Origin of the sequence: Jiangella mangrovi, assembly GCF_014204975.1 — a bacterium.
Taxonomy (GTDB): Bacteria; Actinomycetota; Actinomycetes; order Jiangellales; family Jiangellaceae; genus Jiangella; species Jiangella mangrovi.
This window is the reverse complement of the sequence record NZ_JACHMM010000001.1, coordinates 4,257,539-4,275,218: the sequence shown is the minus strand read 5'-3', so window position 1 is coordinate 4,275,218 and position 17,680 is coordinate 4,257,539. Positions and strand designations below refer to the sequence as shown.

At 72.8% G+C, this 17,680-nt stretch carries 15 protein-coding genes; 5 read left to right on the top strand and 10 right to left on the bottom strand.

The window, feature by feature from the left end:
* Positions 1 to 36 precede the first annotated feature (36 nt).
* Positions 37 to 900, top strand: a complete 864-nt coding sequence (locus HD601_RS19875) for an LLM class F420-dependent oxidoreductase (protein ID WP_184824778.1) — start codon at positions 37 to 39, stop codon at positions 898 to 900.
* Between the two features lie 85 nt (positions 901 to 985).
* Here HD601_RS19875 and HD601_RS19870 read toward each other — a convergent pair whose 3' ends face one another.
* The 4 genes from HD601_RS19870 to HD601_RS19855 are packed head-to-tail and all read right to left on the bottom strand — an operon-like array spanning position 986 to position 4,889.
* Positions 986 to 1,486 carry a beta-class carbonic anhydrase gene (locus HD601_RS19870; RefSeq protein WP_184824776.1) on the bottom strand — a complete coding sequence of 167 codons (501 nt, stop codon included), beginning with the start codon at positions 1,484 to 1,486 and terminating at the stop codon, positions 986 to 988.
* A gap of 10 nt (positions 1,487 to 1,496) precedes the next feature.
* Complete coding sequence (locus tag HD601_RS19865) at positions 1,497 to 2,429, bottom strand: sucrase ferredoxin (RefSeq protein WP_184824774.1); 933 nt, start codon at positions 2,427 to 2,429, stop codon at positions 1,497 to 1,499.
* Complete coding sequence (locus tag HD601_RS19860; RefSeq protein WP_221441135.1) at positions 2,426 to 4,192, bottom strand: MFS transporter; 1,767 nt, start codon at positions 4,190 to 4,192, stop codon at positions 2,426 to 2,428. The genes HD601_RS19865 and HD601_RS19860 overlap by 4 nt, the downstream gene beginning before the upstream one ends.
* Positions 4,176 to 4,889 carry an LppX_LprAFG lipoprotein gene (locus tag HD601_RS19855; protein WP_184824770.1) on the bottom strand — a complete coding sequence of 238 codons (714 nt, stop codon included), beginning with the start codon at positions 4,887 to 4,889 and terminating at the stop codon, positions 4,176 to 4,178. The genes HD601_RS19860 and HD601_RS19855 overlap by 17 nt, the downstream gene beginning before the upstream one ends.
* Before the next feature lie 243 nt (positions 4,890 to 5,132).
* On the opposite strand from HD601_RS19855, the gene HD601_RS19850 reads away from it, so the two are divergent.
* Positions 5,133 to 6,695, top strand: coding sequence for a DHA2 family efflux MFS transporter permease subunit (locus HD601_RS19850; protein ID WP_184824768.1), 1,563 nt, complete (start codon positions 5,133 to 5,135; stop codon positions 6,693 to 6,695).
* 4 nt (positions 6,696 to 6,699) lie between these two features.
* Positions 6,700 to 7,335, top strand: coding sequence for a TetR/AcrR family transcriptional regulator (locus tag HD601_RS19845; RefSeq protein WP_184824766.1), 636 nt, complete (start codon positions 6,700 to 6,702; stop codon positions 7,333 to 7,335).
* A gap of 660 nt (positions 7,336 to 7,995) precedes the next feature.
* On the opposite strand, the gene HD601_RS19840 is transcribed toward HD601_RS19845, so the two are convergent.
* From HD601_RS19840 to HD601_RS19815, 6 genes are read right to left on the bottom strand one after another with little or no spacing between them, the layout of a single operon-like run.
* Entirely contained in the window at positions 7,996 to 10,518 is a 2,523-nt protein-coding gene (locus HD601_RS19840; RefSeq protein WP_184824764.1) for a DNA gyrase/topoisomerase IV subunit A, read from the bottom strand.
* A 57-nt stretch (positions 10,519 to 10,575) separates the two neighbouring features.
* Entirely contained in the window at positions 10,576 to 11,217 is a 642-nt protein-coding gene (locus HD601_RS19835; RefSeq protein ID WP_184824761.1) for a hypothetical protein, read from the bottom strand.
* Positions 11,217 to 11,825 (bottom strand): hypothetical protein, encoded by a 609-nt coding sequence (locus HD601_RS19830; protein ID WP_184824759.1) that lies wholly within the window; start codon positions 11,823 to 11,825, stop codon positions 11,217 to 11,219. Before HD601_RS19830 ends, HD601_RS19835 begins: the two co-directional genes overlap by 1 nt.
* A gap of 26 nt (positions 11,826 to 11,851) precedes the next feature.
* The gene (locus HD601_RS19825) at positions 11,852 to 12,442 is read right to left on the bottom strand and encodes a hypothetical protein (RefSeq protein WP_184824757.1); all 591 of its coding nucleotides are present in this window, start codon (positions 12,440 to 12,442) and stop codon (positions 11,852 to 11,854) included.
* Between the two features lie 32 nt (positions 12,443 to 12,474).
* Entirely contained in the window at positions 12,475 to 13,872 is a 1,398-nt protein-coding gene (locus HD601_RS19820) for an ATP-binding protein (protein ID WP_221441133.1), read from the bottom strand.
* Between the two features lie 5 nt (positions 13,873 to 13,877).
* The gene (locus tag HD601_RS19815) at positions 13,878 to 14,555 is read right to left on the bottom strand and encodes a response regulator transcription factor (protein ID WP_184824755.1); all 678 of its coding nucleotides are present in this window, start codon (positions 14,553 to 14,555) and stop codon (positions 13,878 to 13,880) included.
* 135 nt (positions 14,556 to 14,690) lie between these two features.
* Between HD601_RS19815 and HD601_RS19810 the strand changes: the two genes are divergently transcribed.
* The gene (locus tag HD601_RS19810) at positions 14,691 to 15,911 is read left to right on the top strand and encodes a LolA family protein (RefSeq protein ID WP_184824753.1); all 1,221 of its coding nucleotides are present in this window, start codon (positions 14,691 to 14,693) and stop codon (positions 15,909 to 15,911) included.
* A gap of 302 nt (positions 15,912 to 16,213) precedes the next feature.
* Positions 16,214 to 17,680, top strand: coding sequence for a solute carrier family 23 protein (locus HD601_RS19805; RefSeq protein ID WP_184824751.1), 1,467 nt, complete (start codon positions 16,214 to 16,216; stop codon positions 17,678 to 17,680).

The following is a 17,680-nucleotide window of genomic DNA, read 5'->3' as shown; positions in this document are numbered from 1 at the left end:
AGGAAGAGACCGGGCCGCCTGGCGGTTGCCCTGAGCATGGCGATCGACGTGGGACGGGCCGGCGTGTGGGTCGGCGCACGGAACTGGCCCGGCGACCCCGGCGAGGTGGCGTCCGGGTTCGCGGAGGTCGAGGCGCTCGGGTTCGGCGCGGCGTGGCTGGGTGGAGCCGAGGGCGACCTGGTCCGGCCGTCGCAGGTGCTGGCGGCGACGTCGCGGCTGGTGGCCGCCACCGGCATCGTCAACGTGTGGAGCGAGCCGGCGGAGGAGGTGGCGGCGGCGTTCCACCGGGTGGATGACCTGTTCCCGAATCGGCTGCTGCTCGGCATCGGCGCCGGCCACGCGAAGTTCGTCGAGCAGAGCGGCCGGCAGTACCGCCGTCCGTACAGCAAGGTGGTGTCCTACCTGGACGAGCTCGACGCGGCGGACGTGCCGGCAGACCATCGGGCGGTGGCGGCGCTCGGGCCGCGGACGGTGCGGCTGGCGGGGGAGCGCAGCCTCGGCGCGCACCCGTACCTCGTGACACCCGATCACACGCGGCTGGCCCGTGACGTCCTGGGGATTGGGCCGCTCCTCGCGCCCGAGCAGAAGGTGGTCCTGTCCGCCGATTTCGACGAGGTGCGGCGGATCGCCGGCCCGGTGGTCGAGTTCTACCTCGGCCTGCCCAACTACGTGAACAACCTCCGCCGCATCGGCTTCACCGACGACGACCTGTCCGGCTCGGGGAGCCGGCGCCTGCTCGACGCCCTGATCGCCTGGGGCGACGTGGACACCGTGGCCGCCCGGGTCGCCGAGCACCACGCCGCCGGCGCCGACCACGTCTGTGTCCAGGTCCTCACCGGCCGGGCGGGCTTGCCGCTTCCGGAGTGGCGCGAGCTGGCGCCGGCACTCACTGTGGCCTGACGCGGGCCTGAGATGGCGGGCGGTTTGGTGGCGCTATAGCCCCACCAGACCGCCCGCCACGCGGCTGAGGTCCCCGGGCGGACGGTCAGGCGAGCTGAGTGAGCTTGCCGGTGTCGACGTCGTACAGGAAGCCGCCGACCGGGACGCCGGCGGGCAGGAAAGGCCACGACCGGATCTTCTGCACGTCCTCGGCCAGGGTCGCCCGCTGGTCGGCGATGAGCTGGAAGTCGAGGCTCCGCACGTCGATCCCCGACGACTGCTCGATCGCCGCCACGACCTCCTCGGTGGTCGCGCTGGCCATCTTGCACCGCGTGTGCGCGACCACCATGATGCGCGTGACGCCGAGCAGGTGCGTCGCCAGCGCCAGGGTGCGCAGCACGTCGGTCGTCACGCGGGCGCCGGCGTTGCGCATGATCTTCGCGTCGCCCGGCTTCAGGCCGAGCATGTCGAGCGGCTCGATGCGGGAGTCCATGCACGTGACGACCGCGAGCCCGGCCGCCGCGACCGGCTCGAGGCCGGCCAGGCGGAACGAGGCCGCGTAGTGGTCGTTGCCGGCCAGGACGTCGACGAACTGCTCGGACTGCATCGGGATCCTCTCACCGCGGGACGGGGACACTCGCAACGTACGCGATCGGGGTGACGGGCGGTTTGCCGCAGGACTCCGGCCGCGGCGGCTGCTGCTCCTCGGCCCGGACGGCGACGCTCCAGCTGCGCCCGTCCGCATGATCGACGACGGCGTCCCAGGCGCCTTCCGCGCCACCCGAGCCGCCCGCAACGACGGACGCGACCGACAGGTCGTCCAGGGCGGTGTCGCCGAGCAGTCGCCGGACGGCGGCCTCGGCCGACTGGCCGGGGCGCGAGAACGTGCTCCGCCCGCGGTACCCGTCGTCGAGGAAGCGGCCCTCGCGCGCCGACTCGACCAGCAGCAGCGCCTGCTTGTCGTCCATCCGCCCGTACACGACGCCGTGTGGCAGCAGCACCGCCGTCGGCGCGAACCGGTGTCCGCCGAGGTGCGTCGTCTCCCACACACGCCCGACCACGTCGTCGCGGAGGTCGGCGACGAGCTGGCGGCCCTTCGCCGCGCAGCAGAGGTCGCGCCGTCCGTTCGTGCAGACCAGCAGCAGGGGCTCGGTCTCGGGACGCAGGTCCGGCAGCCGATCGACGACGGCGGAAGGGTCACCCGCGCGCAGCGCGGCCCAGTCCAGCGCGAGCAGCACCGACACGTCGGGCAGCCAGCCGCCGAGCAGGAACGTCGCTCCCGGCGTCGTCCCGGCGACCCAGACCCGGTGCGAGGCGGGGTAGTGGGTGTCGGGGTGCCGCCGCGGCCGCCGGACCAGCGCGACCCGCCCGCCGTGCGCGCCGGCCGCGGCGTCCAGCGACGCCCCCAGCACAGGGTCCAGATGCGACTGCGTCAGCGCCTTCGCGCCCCACGGGCCGGGCTGTTCGACGACGAGCCACCACGCCGCCACGGGCGCCGTCCCGGCCAACGGCTCGGACAGCTCGCGGCCGGCGTCCGAGCAGAGCGTCACGCCTCAACGGTACGTGGACGGTGCCGCAGCAGCAGCACGGCACCCAGGGCGGCGGTCGCCGCGCACACGGCGGCGCCGGTGAACGTGGCCTGCAGCTGCTCGACGATCGCCTGCCGGACGGCGTCGTCGTACGGCCCGCAGTCGGTGGGGGAGTCGGGGCACAGGACGGCGGGCGACTCGATGCCGGCCTGGACGGAGTACAGCTTGCGCAACCCGATCGCCGTCAGTGCCGACAGCCCGGCCAGCATGCCGACCATGCGGGCGACGACGAGCAGGGCGGTCGCCACCCCGTGCGTCGACCGCGGCGCCGCCGCCAGCAGGGCCGCGTTCACCGGGGCGATCGCCAGCCCGAACCCCAGACCGGCCGCCACCAGGACGCCGTCGTCGATCAGGCCGTCGAGCGAGCCCATGCCCCAGGTCGCCATGATCGCGAGGCCCGCCGTGCCCAGCGCCATGCCGCCGCCGGCCAGCAGCGCGGGCCCGTACCGGCGCAGCAGCCAGCCGCCGAGCAGCGCGCCGACCGGCAGCGCCACCAGGAACCGCAGCAGCACCAGCGCCGCGTCCAGCTGGCTCGACCCCGGCACGACGGTGCGGGCGAGGATCGGGACGTCGACGACGACGGCGACCAGCGCGGCGCCGACGAACAGGCTGACGACCAGTGCGCCCCAGGCGGGCATCGCCCGGACGGCGTCGGGCGGGACCAGGGGAGCGGCGGCCCGGCGCTGCCGCCAGGCGAACGCCGCCAGCGCGACCGCGGATCCGGCGAGCAGCCAGGGGCCCGACGGCGCCATCAGCTCGACCGCGGGGTCGGCGGTCGCGAACGTCAGCACGATGCCGCCGAGCGCGACGCCCAGCAGCAGCGCGCCGGGCAGGTCGGCGGCGCGCAGGACCGCGGGGGTGCGGCGCAGCGGCAGCAGCGGCCGGCGGGCGGTCAGCTCGCGGACGACGAACGCGATGGTCAGGACGTACGCGGCGAGGGCGAGCGGCGTCGTCCACTCGTGCCCGTCGAGCCGCGGGACCAGCAGCTCGCCCCACTGGACGCTCTGCTCGAGGCCGCTGGGGCGGTTGACGGCGAGGCCGGCGCAGACCAGCGCCCCCAGCCCGAGGACCAGCCCGACGACGTCGAACCGGCCGGCGGGCGGCCCTTCCGCATCCAGGGCGGCGGCCGCGGACTCACCCCGTCGCCGGCGAACCGTGGCCGTCCCCGCGAACAGCACAGCGCCGACGGCGAAGTTGACCCAGAAGATCGCCCGCCAGTCGGCGACCGCGAGGATCGCCGCGCCGAACAGCGGGCCCAGCACGGACCCCAGCTCCTGCACCGCGCCGACCAGCCCCAGCGGGACGCCGCGGCGGTCGGGCGGCCACAGGTCGGCGACCAGCGCGAGCGTCACCGGGACCAGCGCGCCGCCGCCCGCGCCCTGCAGGAACCGCCCGACGACCGCGCCCGCGACGCCGTCGGCCGACGCCGTCAGCAGCGACCCTGCGGTGAACACGAGCAGCGACCCCGTCAGCACGGGGAGCCGGCCCGTGACGTCGGAGACGCGGCCGACCAGCGGCAGCACGACGACGTAGCCGAGCAGGAACATCGAGACCAGCGGGGCCGCCCGCTGCAGCTCGTCGACGTCGAGTCCGACGCCGACCATCATGTCCGGCAGCGCCAGGACGATGACGTAGGTGTCGGCGGCGGCGAGGAGGACGCCGATGACCCCGAGGACGAGCGCGGCGCGACCGGCGCGCCCCGTCCGCTCAGCTCTCGGGAGCACTGATCTCGGCGGGCTCGTCATAGTCGTCGAGGCTGACGGTGTAGGTCTGCTCGTCGCCGCCGTCGTAGAACGGGCCGGTGAGCGTGGCCTGGCGCAGGTGGCCGGACTCGTCGATGGCCCAGACCGCCTGGACCTCGGCGTCGGGGTCGGCGATGGTGAGGACCTCGCCGACCAGCTCGCCGGGCAGGACGGACTCGACCTGGTCGTAGACCTCGCCGTCGACGCGCACCTGCTCGGTGGCGGTGACCTCGGTGCCGGACGTGAGCAGCTGGCTGACGCCGTGGTCGGGGTCGATCAGCAGGCCGGGGTCGCCGAAGCCGAGCTCGTCGGCGTCGACCTCGTCGAACCCGCTGGTCAGCGGCAGCTGCGCCCACAGCGTCCCGTCGACGGAGACGACCTCGATGGTCGCGGGCAGCGCGCCGGCGCGGATGCGGATCTCGCCCTCGAACGACGACGGCGGCACCGCGACGCCCTCGCCGCCCACGACGACGGTGCCGTCGTCGGGGAGGTCGTCGCCCTCGACCACGAACTTCACGCTCGAGGCCTCGTTGAGGAGGTCGGCGGCGGTGTCGAGCTGCGCCTGCGGATCGGCGGTCTCCTCGCCGCCCCCGCCGTCGCCGTCGTCGCTGCACGCGGTGAGTGCCAGCGCGGCGACGGCGATCGCGGCGGGCAGGATGCGACGTGCGGAGGGACGCATGGGGGCAGTCTGCCAGCCTTTCCGGCCCCTGCGGCCCACGACACCCGGCCTGGACATCGACTGCTCTCCTCCCGTTGGGCGGCCGGCTCACCATGCGGGTTCACGCCTGTGATTTCGCTGAGAGTTCGGTAAATATCGATACGCGACGGTTGCGTATCGCTGGAAGCGGGTCTAGCGTCGGGCGCGAGAACTGATACGGCACGGTCCCGTATCGAAAGAGCAAGCAGGGAAGGACCCGCCAACGTGGACCAAGCGACGATCCACAACCGGCGATGGAGCATCCTCGGCGTTCTCGTCGTGAGCCTGCTCGTCGTCGTGCTCGACAACACGGTGCTCAACGTCGCGCTCCGAACGATCCAGGACGATCTCTCGGCCACTCAGAGCGAACTCGAGTGGGCGATCAACTCCTACACTCTCGTCTTCGCCGGACTGCTCTTCACGTTCGGCCTGCTCGGCGACCGGTTCGGCCGGCGCCGCATGCTGATGCTGGGGCTGCTGCTGTTCGGCATCGCCTCCGCGGTGTCGGCCTACGCGAGCTCGCCGGAGCAGCTCATCGCCGCGCGGGCGTTCATGGGTGTCGGCGCCGCCGCCGTCATGCCGTCGACGCTCGCCATCATCACCAACGTCTTCGAACCCGAGGAGCGTGGCCGGGCCATCGGCATCTGGGTCGCCTCCGTCGGCATCTCCGTCGTGCTCGGGCCGGTGCTCGGCGGCGCGCTGCTGGAGCGGTTCTGGTGGGGCTCGGTGTTCCTCATCAACGTGCCGGTAGTGGTGATCGGCCTGGCGCTGATCGCCTGGCTGGTCCCGGAATCGCGCAACCCCGTTCCCGGCCGGCTGGATCCGGGCGGCGTCCTGCTGTCGATCATCGGCCTGACGCTGCTGGTCTACGGCATCATCGAGGGCGGCGAGCGGGCGACGGTGACCGACCCGCTGGTCTGGGGCTCGACGCTCGGCGGACTGGCCGTGCTGGCGCTGTTCGTCTGGTACGAGCGGCGCTCGACCCATCCCGCGCTGGACGTCGGGCTGTTCCGCAACCCGGTGTTCTCGGCGTCGGTGACGACCATCGGGCTGGTGTTCTTCGCCATGCTCGGGACGTTCTTCTTCATGACGTTCTACCTGCAGATCGTCCGCGGCTACACCCCGCTCGAGACCGGCCTGATGTTCCTGCCGTTCGCGATCGCCCAGACGGTGTTCTCGACGCTGTCGTCGACGGCGGTCGCCCGGTTCGGCATCCGGACCGTGACGGCGACCGGCCTGGGGCTGGTGGCGCTGAGCCTGGTGGCGATGGGTTTCATCGAGGAGACCACGCCGCTCTGGTACCTGCTGCTGGCGTTCTTCGTCCAGGGCGCCGGCATCGCCAACGTCATGCCGCCCGCGACGACGGCCGTCATGGCGGCGGTCCCGCGCGAGAAGGCCGGCGTCGGCTCGGCGGTCAACAACACCATGCGGCAGGTCGGCGGCGCGCTCGGTGTCGCCGTCCTGGGCGCGGTGCTGTCGGCCCGCTACCGGGGCGGGGTCGACGACGTGGTCGGCGTGCTTCCCGAAGGGGTCCGGCACGCGGCCGCCGAGTCGCTCGGCACCACGATGATGGCGGCCGAGCAGGCCGGCGTCGTCGACCAGGTGCGCGGCCCGGCGTTCACGGCCTTCCTCAGCGGTGTGCACTGGGTAGCCTTCTTGGGAGCCGCGGTCGCGGCGCTGAGCGTGGTCGTCGTGACGGTGTTCCTGCCGGGACGGTCGGCCTCGCCCGCGCCCGCCGAGGTGGACGGAGCACCGGAGGCGCCGGAGCCGGAGACAGCGAGGACGTGACCTGATGACGGAGATCGTGCCGGTGGGGGCTGGGCCGCTGGAGCCGGCAGCGGTGGAGCCGCGCCGCGCCGGGCGGCCGCGCAGCGAGGGTGCGGACCGGGCGATCATCGAGGCGACCCTCGACCTGCTGGCGGACTTCGGCATCGCCGGCACCACGATCGAGGGCATTGCCGCCCGGGCCGGCGTCGGCAAGACCACCATCTACCGGCGGTGGAAGGGCCTCGAGAGCCTCATCTGCGACGCCGTCGCCGAGCTCAAGGGCCCGCTGCCGACGCTGCCCGGCACCTCCATCCGCGACGATCTCATCGCACTGTCCGAAGCGGCGGCGCGCGGGCGCGAGTCCGCGCGCAACCGCAAGGTCTACGCCTGCTTCATCGGCGAGATGGCCCGCTACCCGGCGCTCGACGCCCAGTACCGCTCGTCGGTCATCCGGCCGCGGCGCGAGCTCCTGGCGACGGCCCTGAAGAACGCCATCGAGCGCGGCGAACTCCGCGACGACCTCGACCTGGACATCCTGGCCGAGATCGTCTCCGCTCCCACGCTGCATTGGCTGCTGCACAACCCGGACCGCAGTCCCACCCGCCGGCAGTTGGAGCAGTTCGTCGACGGTGTTCTGGACGGGGTTGGCCGGGGGGATTGAGGTTCTGCGGTGGGGTCCTGACGTGGGTCGGGCCCCTGCTGTCCTTAGTGTCGAGGGCCCCCTCCCCGGAATGGCCCCGGCCCTCAGACCCGCTGTTCTCGAGTCACGCCGGCCGCTGGCGGTTCCGCTGTGGTGTTCGGCAGTTGGTCTCGCCGTGGGTGGCGGTCTCGCCGGCCGCCGGCGGCGGTGGCGACGCCCCGCAATCCGGCTCACGCTCGGGAAACCGGCGCTTGCGGCCCGGAATTCGCTGCCAACCGCCGGTTTCCGAGGCGTCCGCCGGTTTCCAGGGCGTCAGCGCCGCCCCCGGACCATGATCATCAACCTTTCGGGCTGCTCTGGCGACACGAAAGGTTGATGATCATGGAAAGCGGCCGGCGGGACCTCACCACAGCGGGAGAGGTTGCCACCCACGCGTGAGCCGTCAGCGGCCGGCTTGACTCGAGAACAGCGGGGATAAGTGCCGGGGCCATTCTGGGGGTGGGGTCCCTGATGGTGCTGTGAGCGGGGGCGCGGGAGTCCGGGTCAAGCGGTCCCCTCTGCGCGAAGCGCCTTCTTGGTCCGCTTGAGGCGGTCTCCCGCGCCCCCGACAATGGAGAGCAGCAGGGGGCCGGCCAACTCGGCAAATCCGGCGCACGGCCACCCCGCCAACGCAGTACCCGCCTACTCCAGGTCCAGCGTCGCCTGCTCCCCGTCGATCACTGGCGCCCCCGAAGCCGCCTCGGAATCACCCTCGGAACCGGCGACCAGGGGTCCGCCCACGGCGGCGATCGGCTGGGCGACTCCGATGCCGGACCCGTCGCGCCGCCCGACGTCCGCCGGAAGTTCGATGGGCACCCCGCTCGCGGCAGCCGCCCGCGCCGGAGCCGCTCCCGCCCACGCCAAGATCAGCGTGTCCTCGCCCTTCAGGAACCGATGGCACCGAACCCCACCGGTCGCGCGGCCCTTGGCCGGGTACTCCGAGTATGGCGTCACCTTGACCGCGCCCGGCTGGGTCCCCGGCAACGCCGTCGACGAGCCGGAGACGGTGACCACGGAACCCGGGCGAGCGCCGTCGACCGAACCGAAGAACGTCACCTTCGCCCCTGACGACAGCTTGACGCCGGCGATCCCGCCGCCGGCCCGGCCCTGCGGACGGACCGCCGACGCCGAGAACCGCAGCAGTTGTGCGTCAGAGGTGATGAAGACCAGGTCCTCGTCGCCGGTGACCAGTTCGACGGCGCCGACCACGCGGTCGCCGTCGTCGAGCCGGATGACGTCGTAGGAGTCCTTGCCGGGGTGGTCCGGGACGACCCGCTTGACGATGCCGCGCTCGGTCCCGAGGGCCAGGCCCGGCGACGACTCGGAGAACGTCGTCAGCGCCAGGGCTCGCTCGCCCGGATCCAGCTCGATGAACTCCTTCAAGGCTGCCCCGCCCGCCAGCGTCAGGGCGGCCGTCGGCGGCAACGAGGGCAGGTCGAGCACCGACAGTCGCAGCACGCGCCCCGTCGACGTGACGACGCCGACTTCGCCGCGCGCCGTCGACGCGGCCACGGAGACGATGACGTCGTGCTTGGAGCGCTTGTCGCCGTAGAGCAGCGGCTCCTCGCCCGCCGTCCGCGCCAGCAGGCCGGACGACGACAGCAGCACCTGGCAGGGGTCGTCGGCGATCTCGAGCGACGCGGCGCCGGCCCGGGTGGTGACGGCGCCGGACTCCTCGAGCAGCACCGTGCGCCGCGGGGTCGCGTGCGCGGCGGCGATCTCGGCCAGCTCGTCGGAGACCGCCTGGCGCAGCAGGCCCTCGTTCTCGAGCAGCGCCGTCAGCTCGGCGATGGTGCGACGGAGGTCCTCGCCCTCCTTCTCCAGCTCCAGCCGGTCGTAGCGGGTGAGCCGGCGCAGCGGGGTGTCGAGGATGTAGCGGGCCTGGATGTCAGACAGGTCGAAGACCGTCATCAACCGCTCGCGGGCGGCCGACGCGTCGTCGGACGAGCGGATGACCGCGATGACCTCGTCGATGTCGAGCAGCGCGATCATGAGGCCGTCGACCAGGTGCAGCCGGTCGGCGGCCTTGGTGCGACGGAACTCGCTGCGGCGCCGCACGACCGACAGGCGGTGCGCGATGAAGACCTCGAGCAGCTCCTTGAGGCCCAGCGTCCGCGGCTGCCCGTCGACGAGCGCGACGTTGTTGATCGAGAACGAGTCCTCGAGCGGCGTGAGGCGGTACAGCTCCTCGAGCACCGCCTCGGGCACGAAGCCGCTCTTCAGCTCGATGACGAGGCGCAGCGCGGTGTTGCGGTCGGTGTAGTCGACGACGTCGGCCACGCCTTGGAGCTTCTTGTTGCGGACGAGTTCGACGATCCGCTCGCGCACGCGCTCCGGGCCGACCATGTACGGAAGCTCGGTGATGACGATGCCCTTGCGGCGGGCGGTGATGTTCTCGATGCGGGCGGTCGCGCGGGTCTTGAAGGCGCCGCGCCCCGACTCGTAGGCCTCGCGGACGCCGTCGAGCCCGATGATCCGGCCGCCGCTGGGGAGGTCGGGCCCCGGGACGAACCGCATGAGGTCGTCGAGGCTCGCCTCAGGATGCGTGAGCAGGTGCCGCGTCGCGTCGATGACCTCGCCGAGGTTGTGCGGCGCCATGTTCGTCGCCATGCCGACGGCGATGCCGGTGGCGCCGTTGACCAGCAGGTTTGGGAACGCCGCCGGGAGCACCTCGGGCTGCTCGAACTGGCCGTCGTAGTTCGGCACCATGTCGACGACGTTCTCGTCGAGCGAGCGCACCAGCAGCATGGCCGGCTCGCTCATGCGGCACTCGGTGTACCGGTAGGCGGCCGGGCCCGCGTCGAGCGACCCGAAGTTGCCGTGCCCGTCGACCAGCGGCACCCGCATGGCCCACGGCTGCGCCATGCGCACGAGGGTGTCGTAGATGGCGCCGTCGCCGTGCGGGTGCAGCTTGCCCATCACGTCGCCGACGACGCGGCCGCACTTGACGTGCGGGCGGTCGGGGCGCAGGCCCATCTCGTTCATCTGGAACAGGATCCGGCGCTGCACCGGCTTCAGCCCGTCGCGGGCGTCCGGGATGGCGCGGGAGTAGATGACCGAATAGGCGTACTCGAGGAAGCTGCCCCGCATCTCGTCCGAGACGTCGACGTCGAGGATGACCTCTTCGAAGTCCTCGGGCGGGGGTGTCGTGGTCCGGCGTGCCATGCCGACCATTGTCGCCCCGCCCGGGCCGTGCTCCGTGCAGCGACCCGCTGGACGGGCTCAGGGATGCGACTCGTACACCTGTGGGACCTCCTCGACGGTGAAGTCGCGCGGGCTGGCCCGCTGGATCAGCTCGGCCAGCTCGCGGACCATCAGGAGCTTGTGGAACGAGCTCCACCCGTCGCCGAACCACTCGGGACTCGCCGCGATGGGCGCCGCCGCCAGTTCCGGCCCGACGTGCACAGGGGGCTGCTCGACGAGCCTCAAGGGCAACCACCGCCAGGTCCCGCACGTGGGACAGGCGACACCGTCGCGCCCGTGCCGCAGGTGGGTCCTGCGGCGCAGCTCGTCCGGGTCGAACCATCGCTCGCCGACCACCGGCATGAGCACCTGGACCGCCTCGCCAGGGGCCTGACGGGGCCAGACCACCGGCCGCAGCCGCAGCCCGAACCGTCCGGCCAGGTCCTCACCGAGCGAGCGCTGCATGCAGAGCACGTTGGTCCGCCAGTACGGGATCCAGGCGCCCTGGGCGCCGGTGAGTCCCTTCGAACGCAGCACGATCGAGCCGGTCTGTTCGCGCAGCGAGACGCCGCAGCCGCGGCACCAGCCGTCGGCGCCGTACATCGGGGTGAGTCCGTAGGAGTCCTCGGGCGTGGGCCAGCCGCGGTTCCGCCTGTAATAGAGCGTCACCAGGTCGCCCATCAGGACGAGTACTGCTGTGAGATCAGGATGATGGCGGCCACGGAGGGGATGACGACGAGGGCGCCGGCGAGGACGGGGTAGCGCTCCAGCAGGGGGACGGCGTGCGGGTAGCGGCGGGCGAGGGCGCGGGGAGAGGCGAGCCGGCCCAGCTTGGTCGGCTCGATGCCCAGGGCGGTGATGAGCCGGCGCATGTCGTCCTCGACCCAGCGGCTGCCCTTCAGTCGCGCCACGCGCCGGCCGCCGCGGTCGAGGACGTACAGGTGGGCGAGGCTCTTGCTGTTCTTGTGGGTGCGGGGGAGCGCCACGGTGATGATCGACCCGACGGCGTCGCGGGGGACGCGGCGGGTGCGGAGCAGCCCGGTGACGGCGATCTCCGACGGCGTCACGGTGATGGCGGCGCGGCGGAAGTACACCGGCAGCACCGCCGACGCGAGCACGATGACGATGATCGACACGACGGCGCCGAAACCGCCGCCGCGGAACAGCAGGGCCGCCAGCAGCACCACGACCGGCAGCACCGACCATTTCACGGTGCGCAGGTACCGGCGCCACGACGGCCGCAGCACGAGCGCGGCGCCGGAGACGGGTCCAGGCAGGGGTGCGGGCACGGCCAGCATCCTAGGGGCCGGCGGGGTCAGCCCGACAGGCCTGCGATCACGGCCCCGAGCACGACCGCCAGCACGGCGAAGCCGAGGGCGCAGAGCAGCGTGAACGCGACCGGGTGCCGCCCGACCCAGCCGACGGAGCCGGGCCGCTCGCGGGCCAGCTGGCCGAGGGTTACCGGGCGGTCCGGCCCGCCGCTGATCAGCCCGAGGTGGTCGACCAGCCGGTCGAGGTCGCTGGTGGAGTAGAGCGCGCCGTTGATGCGCAGCAGGGCACGATCGTCCACATCGACGACCACGATGGTCTCCGCGGGGGCGGCCATGGGCTGGACCACCGTCGCCCGGACCAGTGCGGCGGCGAGCGTGCGGTCGCGGCGGTGGTGGAACCAGAGCCCGCGCACCGAGATCTCGGCCGGCGTGACGACGATGCGGGAGCGCCCCAGGTACACCGCGGCGGCCGCGGCCAGCAGCAGGGCGAGCACGATGCAGGTGATCAGGGCGGGCCGGCCGCCGGCCATCACACCGGCGATGACGAGCACGACGGCGATGACGGCGGCGATCATGAGGACCTGGCGGCGCGGCCCGGGCGCCGGTCGCAGGACGATGAGATCGGCTTCAGACACGATGTCACACCCTAAGGCACCTCCGGCGACGCCTACGGCACGGCGCGCGGCGCCCCGATCGTGACCGGTGCGAACGGCAGGGTGACGACGAACCGGGCGCCGGGGCCGGCGTCCTCGACGACCAGGCGGCCGCCGTGCGCCACGACGATCTCGCGCGCGATGGCCAGTCCCAGCCCGGAGCCGCCGGCGTCGCGGTCGCGGGCGTCGTCGAGGCGGGTGAAGCGCTCGAAGATCCGCTCCCGGTCCGACGGCGGCACCCCCGCGCCGTCGTCGCTCACCGCCACCAGCGCCACCGGACCGGACGCTGACACGGAGACGGAAACGCCCGACGACGCGTGCCGGACGGCGTTGTCGACCAGGTTGCGCAGCACTCGCGCGAGGGAGTCGCGGTGCCCGCGGGTGTGCACGCCGGCCCCGGCAGACGACGACATCGAGACCCGCACCGGCACCCGGCCGCCGCGAACGCCGTCGGCGACCTCGGCCGCCAGCTCGTCCAGCGAGATCAGCTCGTCGCGCCGCGCCGGCCGCGGGCTGTCGAGGTGCGCGAGCACCAGCAGGTCGTCGACCAGGCGGCCCATGCGCTCGACCTCGACCAGGGCCTCGCGGGCGGTGTCGTGGGGGTCGACGGCGTCGGGATGCGCCAGCGCGACCTCCAGTTCCGTCCGCAGCGCGGCGATGGGGCTGCGCAGCTCGTGCGCGGCGTCGGCGACGAACGCGCGCTGCCGGGCCGCGGCGGCGTCGAGCCGGCCGAGCATGTCGTTGAGCGTGACGGCGAGCCGGCTCAGCTCGTCGCCGCCCGCGGGGACGGGCAGCCGGTGCCCGCCGCCGGCGCCGGTGATCTCCTCGGCGCCGCCGCGCAGCCGGTCGACGGGGCGCAGCGCGCGGACGATGACCAGCCAACTCAGGATGCCCAGCGCAGCCGTGACCGTCGCCCCGCCCGCCGCGACGCCGATCTTGGCGAACTCGACGCTGCGCTGCTGCTCCTCGAGCGAGACGGCGACGAGGACGGTGACCGGCCCGCTCGGCGCGTCGGCCGGCACGCCGACGACGCGCAGCGGCTCGGGCTGGCCGAGCCGGGTGCCGTCGAGCTCGACCGCATCGCCCGCGCGGACGGCGGCCAGATCGGAGCCGGCGACGACGGGCGTCAGGCGGTCCCCGCCGGGCGTCGACGCCAGGACCCGCCCCTCCGAATCGATGACCTGCGCGACGACGGCGCCGAAGCCCGGCAGCGGGTTGGGCGGCTGCCCGGACTCGACCAGCGCCGCGATGTCCTGCCCCTGCCGCTGGGCGGTCTCGTCCAGCGCGCCGATCAGCGCCCGGTCCAGCGCTATCAGCAGCAGCACCCCGCCGATGCCCAGCCCGACCGCAGCCATCGCCGTCGCCGCCAGGGTCAACCGGGCCCGCAGGCTGAGCCGCCCGAACACGCCCACGCCGATCAGCCGCCGTCGCCGGAGAGCCGGTAGCCGGCGCCGCGCACGGTCTGCAGCGCCGCCCGCCCGTACGGGGTGTCGATCTTGCGCCGCAGGTAGCCGACGTAGACCTCGACGACGTTGGGGTCGCCGTCGTAGTGGGCGTCCCAGACGTGCTCGAGGAGGTCGCGCTTGGACACGACCTCGTCGGGGTGGCGCATGAGGTACTCGAGCACGCCGAACTCGCGTGGCGTCAGCGTGATGTCGGCGTCGCCGCGGCGCACCGTCTTGGCGCCCGGGTCCAGCTCGAGGTCGCCGGCCGCGAGCACCGCGGGACGGGCCGGCGCGCCCCGTCGCAGCAACGCACGCAGCCGCGCCACCAGCACCACGTACGAGAACGGCTTCGTGAGGTAGTCGTCGGCGCCGACGTCGAGGCCGTCGGCCTGGTCGTACTCGCCGTCCTTCGCCGACAGCATGAGGATGGGCACCCAGTTGCCCTCGGCCCGCAGCGTCTGGCAGATGCGGTAGCCCGACAGCGACGGCAGCATGATGTCGAGCACGATGACGTCGTAGGTGTGCTCGCGGGCCAGGTGCAGGCCGTCGAGGCCGTCGTGCGCCAGCTCGACCGAGAACCCCTCGGCCGACAGCCCGCGGTGCAGGGCACGGGCCAGCCCGCGCTCGTCCTCGACCACCAGCACCCGCATGCCGTCAAGCATGCCCTGCCGCGCGAGGGCTCCGGCGGAGGCTCTCAGGGATCTCACAGCGACGACGAGGCAACCTGGATGTCATCGGGGCGAAACCCCCGGTCGAAACGCACCGAGCCATACAGGAGCACTGACATGCCGAACTCCCTTCTCAGCACCCCGGCCAGGCGGTGGGCGACCGGTGCCACGGTCGCCACCGTGGTCGTCGGCGCGGCCGTGGCCGGCCCGCTGATCGCCGGTGCCGACTCCGACCTGCCCGACCGCACCGCCGCCGAGCTGCTCGTCGGCCTCGCGACCGTCGACGTGCAGCCGTTCGCCGGCACCGTCGTCCAGTCCGCCGACCTCGGGCTGCCGGCGCTCACCGGCGCCGACGCGACGTCGCTGCCCACCGCGGCGCTCTCGCTGCTCAACGGGTCGTCGACGGCACGCATCTGGTACACCGACGGCGACACCTACCGGTTCGCGCTGCAGGACGACCAGTCCGAGTCCGACCTGCTGCGCAACGGCCAGGACCTCTACTTCTGGAGCAGCGAGGGGTCGACGGCGTCGCACGTGGTGGTCCCCGAGGAGCCCGAGGGCGACGACGGCGGCAAGGGCCCGTTCGGGGGCGGCGGCCCCTTCGGCGGTGACGGCGGCCCGTTCGGCGGCGAGGGCATGCCGGAGGACCTGCCGACGAATATCCCCACCGAGGCCGCGTCGCTCGCGCTGGCCATGATCGAGCCGTCCACGCAGGTCGACGTCGACGGCACCGCGACGGTCGCCGGCCGCTCGGCGTACGAGCTGGTGCTGCGGCCCAAGGCCGAGGAGTCGCTCATCGGCTCCATCCGGCTGGCCGTCGACGGCGAGAACAACATGCCGCTGCGGGTGCAGATCTTCGCCCGCGACCACAGCGAGCCGTCGTTCGAGGTCGGCTTCACGTCGGTCTCGTTCGACGAGCCGGACGAGTCGACCTACGACTTCACGCCGCCGCCCGGCACCACGGTCGAGGAGATCGAGCCCGGCGACATCGACGAGGCGCTGCCCCACCACGGCGGCGACGCGCCCGACGTCGGCCCCGACGGCCACCTCGACATGGCGCCGTCGGACGTCACCACCGTCGGCTCCGGCTGGACCACCGTGGTCGTCGCCCAGGGCGTGGACCTCGACGAGCTCACCGCCGGCCTCGAGGGCGACGCGGCCGCCATCGCCGACGCGTTCATCGCCGACCTGCAGGACGTCAGCGGCGCCTACGGCACCGGCCGCGCGATGACCAGCGACCTGTTCACCGTCCTCCTGCTCGACGACGGCCGGCTGCTGGCCGGCGCCGTCCCGCTCGAGGTCCTCGAGCAGGCCGCTCAGGACCCGGCCGCGCAGTAGGGCCGCGCGACGCAGAGGAGGCCGCCGCGGGATCCGTCCCGCGGCGGCCTTCGCGTGCTGGTCTGTCGTCACGTCCTGGTCTCGCGTCACGCTCACAGCCCTACATCGACCACTTCGCGTGACAACAGACCAGGACGTGACGACAGACCAGGACGCCGACCGACCGAGAACAGAGGTTGCCGATGATCAGGTGATCTCCTCGGCACTTCGTGCCCATGCTCCTGAAACGCGGGGTGCCTAAGTTGCCTCCAACGTGTCCGCACAGGTGATCTGCGTCACCTGCCCCGCGCGAGGAGGCTTCCGTGGCACTGCCCTGGAAGGTGGTCTACGACGGAAAGACACCACCGCCGGGGGCGGTGGTCCGGCCGGACGAACGGTTGTCGTGGGGGCGGACGGTGGGCCTGGGCGCCCAGCACGTCGTCGCGATGTTCGGCGCGACGTTCGTGTTCCCGATCATCATGGGGCTGAATCCGCAGCTGGCCATCATGATGAGCGGCGTCGCGACGATCTGCTTCCTGCTCATCGTCAAGGGTGTGGTGCCGAGCTACCTGGGCACCAGTGCCTCGTTCGTGGGCGGCGTGATCGCCATCCGGGCGCAGGACGGCGACTCCGCCGACGTCACCGGGGCGATCCTGGTCGCCGGCATCGTGCTGGCGGCGTGCGGCCTGCTCATCCACTACCTGGGCGCCCGCGTGCTCTACACGGTCCTGCCGCCGGTGGTGACGGGCGCCGTCGTCATGCTCATCGGGTTCAACCTGGCGCCGGTGGTCGCCGACGTCTACTGGCCGCAGGACCAGTGGATCGCGCTCATCGTGATGTTCGCCGTCATCCTCATGGCGGTCGGGCTGCGCGGGTTCCTCGGCCGCATCGCGATCTTCGTGGGCCTGGTGTTCGGCTACGCGCTGTCCTGGGTGTTCGACCGCGTCTTCGGCCAGATCACGTCGCCCGACGGCACCGGCGAGATCGTGACCCGCGACCGGGTGAACTTCGACGGCGTCCGCGAGGCGAGCTGGTTCGGCTTCCCGGACGAGACGTTCGTAGGCCCCGACGGGAACGAGGTGGCGGGCTGGCACCTGCCGAGCTTCAGCATCACGTTCATCCTGCTGGTGCTGCCCGCCGTCATCGCGCTGATCGCCGAGAACGCGGGCCACGTCAAGGCCGTCGCGGAGATGACCGGCAAGGACCTCGACCCGGTCATGGGCAAGGCGATCGCGGCCGACGGCGTCGGCACCGTGATCGCGAGCTCGGTCGGCGGCTCGCCGACCACGACGTACGCGGAGAACATCGGCGTCATGGCCGCGACGAGGGTGTACTCGACGGCGGCGTACTACGTGGCGGCGATCGTGGCGATCCTGTTCGGGTTCTCGCCGAAGTTCGGGGCGCTGATCGCGGCGACGCCCGGTGGCGTCCTGGGCGGCATCACCGTCGTGCTCTACGGCATGATCGGCCTGCTCGGCGCCCGCATCTGGATCGAGAACCGGGTCGACTTCTCCAACCCCGTCAACCTGGTGCCGGTGTCGGCGGGCATCATCATCGCCATCGGCAACACCTCGCTGGAGATCACCGACGACTTCGTCCTGTCGGGCATCGCGCTCGGCACGCTGGTCACCATCGTCGCCTACCACCTGGCCCGGGCCGTCGCCCCGTCGCACCTGCGCGAGCCCGCCGGCGGCGCCGTCGTCACCGTCGGCCCGCCGGGCGTGCACGAGGTCGAACCGGAACCCGACGGCGATGCGGAGCGCACCGAACGGCGGGACGAGAGAGGATGA

What these genes read in the sequence shown, in the direction of transcription:
- HD601_RS19840 (WP_184824764.1), bottom strand. Translation starts at nt 10,518, where the DNA reads ATGGCACGCCGGACCACGACACCCCCGCCCGAGGACTTCGAAGAGGTC.
- HD601_RS19815 (WP_184824755.1), bottom strand. Translation starts at nt 14,555, where the DNA reads ATGCGGGTGCTGGTGGTCGAGGACGAGCGCGGGCTGGCCCGTGCCCTG.
- HD601_RS19810 (WP_184824753.1), top strand. Translation starts at nt 14,691, where the DNA reads ATGCCGAACTCCCTTCTCAGCACCCCGGCCAGGCGGTGGGCGACCGGT.
- HD601_RS19870 (WP_184824776.1), bottom strand. Translation starts at nt 1,486, where the DNA reads ATGCAGTCCGAGCAGTTCGTCGACGTCCTGGCCGGCAACGACCACTAC.
- HD601_RS19845 (WP_184824766.1), top strand. Translation starts at nt 6,700, where the DNA reads ATGACGGAGATCGTGCCGGTGGGGGCTGGGCCGCTGGAGCCGGCAGCG.
- HD601_RS19835 (WP_184824761.1), bottom strand. Translation starts at nt 11,217, where the DNA reads ATGGGCGACCTGGTGACGCTCTATTACAGGCGGAACCGCGGCTGGCCC.
- HD601_RS19875 (WP_184824778.1), top strand. Translation starts at nt 37, where the DNA reads ATGGCGATCGACGTGGGACGGGCCGGCGTGTGGGTCGGCGCACGGAAC.
- HD601_RS19855 (WP_184824770.1), bottom strand. Translation starts at nt 4,889, where the DNA reads ATGCGTCCCTCCGCACGTCGCATCCTGCCCGCCGCGATCGCCGTCGCC.